Source organism: Streptococcus vestibularis ATCC 49124 (genome assembly GCF_000188295.1).
GTDB classification, from domain to species: domain Bacteria; phylum Bacillota; class Bacilli; order Lactobacillales; family Streptococcaceae; genus Streptococcus; species Streptococcus vestibularis.
Genome location: NZ_GL831113.1, coordinates 1 through 3,034 on the forward strand (window position 1 = coordinate 1; position 3,034 = coordinate 3,034).

Genomic DNA, 3,034 nt, shown 5'->3' on the forward strand with positions numbered 1-3,034 from the left:
ATTGGAGAATTACTCAAGAGGCTGAAGAGGACGGTTTGCTAAATCGTTAGGTCGGGTAACTGGCGCGGGGGTTCGAATCCCCCATTCTCCGTATTATGACGAATTATCTTTTAGATAATTCGTTTTCTTTTTTATAGAGGTGGCAAAATGAAAAATAGTTTTTATCGATTTCTTCTATACGCGTTTCTTCTTATTCTATTTTTTGTAATGCTTTTTTCTTTTGTTTTTACAAATAATAAATTGTCCAAGGATGTTTCTTCTAATGTCTCGGGTGTTGTGTCTAAAGTAGATTCTGTTATTTCTCTTCCATTTATTGCATTAGAAAAATCTCATGATGTTATTTCTGATTTTTTGTCAACCTATTCTGAGAATCGAGATTTAAAGAAATCATTATCTACTGTAGAAAATCAATCTGCTGTCATCTCTAATTTACAAGAAGAAAATGACTCTTTGAGAGCTTCTTTAAATCTTTCAGATAAACTTAGTCGTAATAATGTAATTACTGCTGAGGTTTCAATGCGTCCATCTGTTACTTGGTTGAAGGAATTAACGATTAATGTTGGAAAGTCTAAGAATGTTAGTAAGTCTATGTTGGCAACTTCTAACGGTGGAGTAATTGGTTTTATAACTAAAATTTATGATCATAGCACAACTATTTCTTTACTCTCTAATAGCTCAAATGATTCTTATATTGCTTCTAGTGTAAAAGGTGAGGATGAAAGTCAGATTTTTGGAATTATATCAAGTTATGATAATAAAAAGAAGCTTTTGGAAATGAGTCAGCTAAATTCATCTTCTGATGTTAAGGTTGGTTCTGAAGTGGTAACAAGCGGCCTGGATGAAGTTTCAGTAAAAAATGTTCCAATTGGTACGGTTGAATCTGTGATTGATTATGAAGGGAATCGTACGATTTTAGTTAAACCTTATGCTGATTTTGATAAAATTTCTTATGTTAGTCTTGTTGGAGATGGTAAATAATATGAAGTTTTTCAAGTTTTCTGTTATTCCATTCTGGTTGAGTATTATTCCTTTTCTATGGGATGGTCATATTTCGATGCTACTTAACCATTATTTTTCTCCAGAATTATTTCTATCGTCCCATCTTTTTATTATCTATATGTCCATCTTAACTCTTAGCCGTCCTAATAATTTTTCATTTCTATACCTTGTTTGTTTAGGATTTCTATATGATACATATTATTTTAAAACAGTCGGTATAGTAATTATAACTCTCCCACTTTTATCTTATCTATTAGCTCAACTATTGCGGTTTGTTAAGAGAAATGCTTATGTTGATTGTTTACTGGCCTTTTTATTCTTATTTTTCTTTGATACTATAAATTTTGGTTTTGCCTTATATTATGGCTTCACAAATGAGTCTATTAGTGATTTTATTATCTATCAACTCAGTCCTAGTCTAGTGTTTAATCTTTTAATTTTTATTTTGATCAAACCTATTGTCGAAAAATTATTTTTGTATCTGTCAGTTGATAGATTTAAATAAAACTGTAATATTAGCGTAACAAATTTTGTGCCATTTTTTGATACAATTAATGAGTCTTATCGAAAAGGAGTAGTATTTTATATTATGAAAAAACGTATTCTTTCAGCAGTGTTGGTAAGTGGTGTAACCTTATCAGCAGCTGCATCAGTACATGCAGAGGATTATGATTCACAAATCGTTGCTGCAGATAACGCAATTAGTAACCTTGCTTCTCAACAAGAGACTGCACAAGCGCAAGTTGCTACAATCCAATCTCAAGTATCTACACTTAGAACACAAAAATCAGAATTGGAAACTAAAAATGCTGAACTTGAAAAAGTATCAGCAGATTTGGAATCTGAAATTCAAGAATTATCAAGTAAAATTGTAGCTCGTCAAGATTCTTTGGCGAAACAAGCTCGTAGTGCTCAACAAAATAATACTGCGACTAGCTACATCAACTCTATCTTGAACTCTAAGTCAATCTCTGAAGCTATTACTCGTATCACAGCTATTTCAAAAGTTGTTACAGCTAATAATGACATGTTGACAAAACAAGAGTCTGATCAAAAAGAGCTTGCTGCAAAACAAGAAGAAAACCAAGCTGCTATTAATGAGATTGCAACTAATAAAGCAGAACTTGAAACTACAGAAGCTGGTTTGACAACTCAACAAGCAGAACTAGAAGCAGCACAAGTTGCTTTGGCTGCAGAATTGGCTACAGCTCAAGATGAAAAAACATCACTTGTTTCTGCTAAATCAACTGCAGAAGCAGTGGCAGCTTCAACTGCAGCATCAGTTGCTCAGTCTCAAGCAATTGCAGAATCAGAGGCAGCAGCACAAGCAGTAGCTTCTTCAGAAGCGGCAGCATTTGTAGCTCAATCAGAGGCGGCAGCAACTTCAGAAGCTACTGTTTCAGAAACAGCAACATCCTCAGAAGCAGCACAAGAACCTGTTTCATCAGCAACTTCAGAAACTACTCAAGCGCCTACTGCTCCAGCAACATCTGAAGCACAACTAGAATCAGCTGCTCCAGTAGCTTCAGAAGCACCAGCTCCTGCTAGCGAAGCACCTGTAGCAACTTCAGAAGCACCAGCAAGTCAAGCACCTGCAGCTTCAGAAGCACCAGCTCCAGCAGCTGAAACGCCTAAAGTATCAGCTGCCTCAACTCCTAATACATATCCTGTTGGTCAATGTACTTGGGGTGCTAAATCATTAGCTTCATGGGTTGGTAATTACTGGGGTAATGCTAAAAACTGGATTGCTAGCGCACAAGCAGCTGGCCACTCAGTTGGTACAACTCCTGTAGCCGGAGCAATTGCAGTTTGGCCAAATGATGGTGGTGGTTATGGTCACGTAGCTTACGTAACATCAGCATCAGGTGCAAATTCAATTCAAGTTATGGAATCAAACTATGCTGGTAACATGTCAATCGGTAACTACCGTGGTACATTTGATCCAACATCTTCAGCTCATGGTGGTTCTGTATACTATATTTACCCATAATGAATACAAAAAGGCGATTCGGCTATTCTCGAATCGTTTTTATTT

Annotated in this window: 3 protein-coding genes and 1 tRNA gene; all 4 read left to right on the forward strand. The window is 35.8% G+C overall.

All coding sequences use genetic code 11. The features are described from left to right. The first annotated feature begins 3 nt into the window (after positions 1-3). The 4 genes from HMPREF9425_RS08420 (at position 4) to HMPREF9425_RS08435 (ending at position 2,989) form a co-directional block, all read left to right on the forward strand. Positions 4-91 (forward strand) — tRNA-Ser (locus tag HMPREF9425_RS08420). Positions 92-147: 56 nt separating this feature from the next. Continuing rightward, positions 148-978: a rod shape-determining protein MreC gene (mreC, locus tag HMPREF9425_RS08425; RefSeq protein ID WP_003098221.1), complete on the forward strand. Its 831-nt coding sequence runs from the start codon at positions 148-150 to the stop codon at positions 976-978. A gap of 1 nt (position 979) precedes the next feature. Further along, the gene (mreD, locus tag HMPREF9425_RS08430) at positions 980-1,504 is read left to right on the forward strand and encodes a rod shape-determining protein MreD (protein WP_037621874.1); all 525 of its coding nucleotides are present in this window, start codon (positions 980-982) and stop codon (positions 1,502-1,504) included. Positions 1,505-1,588: 84 nt separating this feature from the next. Continuing rightward, the gene (locus tag HMPREF9425_RS08435) at positions 1,589-2,989 is read left to right on the forward strand and encodes a PcsB-like coiled-coil domain-containing protein (protein ID WP_003091848.1); all 1,401 of its coding nucleotides are present in this window, start codon (positions 1,589-1,591) and stop codon (positions 2,987-2,989) included. The last annotated feature ends 45 nt before the right edge of the window (positions 2,990-3,034 follow it).

Excerpts from the sequence above, each read along its gene's own strand:
- mreC (WP_003098221.1), top strand. The coding sequence starts at position 148 with ATGAAAAATAGTTTTTATCGATTTCTTCTATACGCGTTTCTTCTTATT.
- HMPREF9425_RS08435 (WP_003091848.1), top strand. The coding sequence starts at position 1,589 with ATGAAAAAACGTATTCTTTCAGCAGTGTTGGTAAGTGGTGTAACCTTA.
- mreD (WP_037621874.1), top strand. The coding sequence starts at position 980 with ATGAAGTTTTTCAAGTTTTCTGTTATTCCATTCTGGTTGAGTATTATT.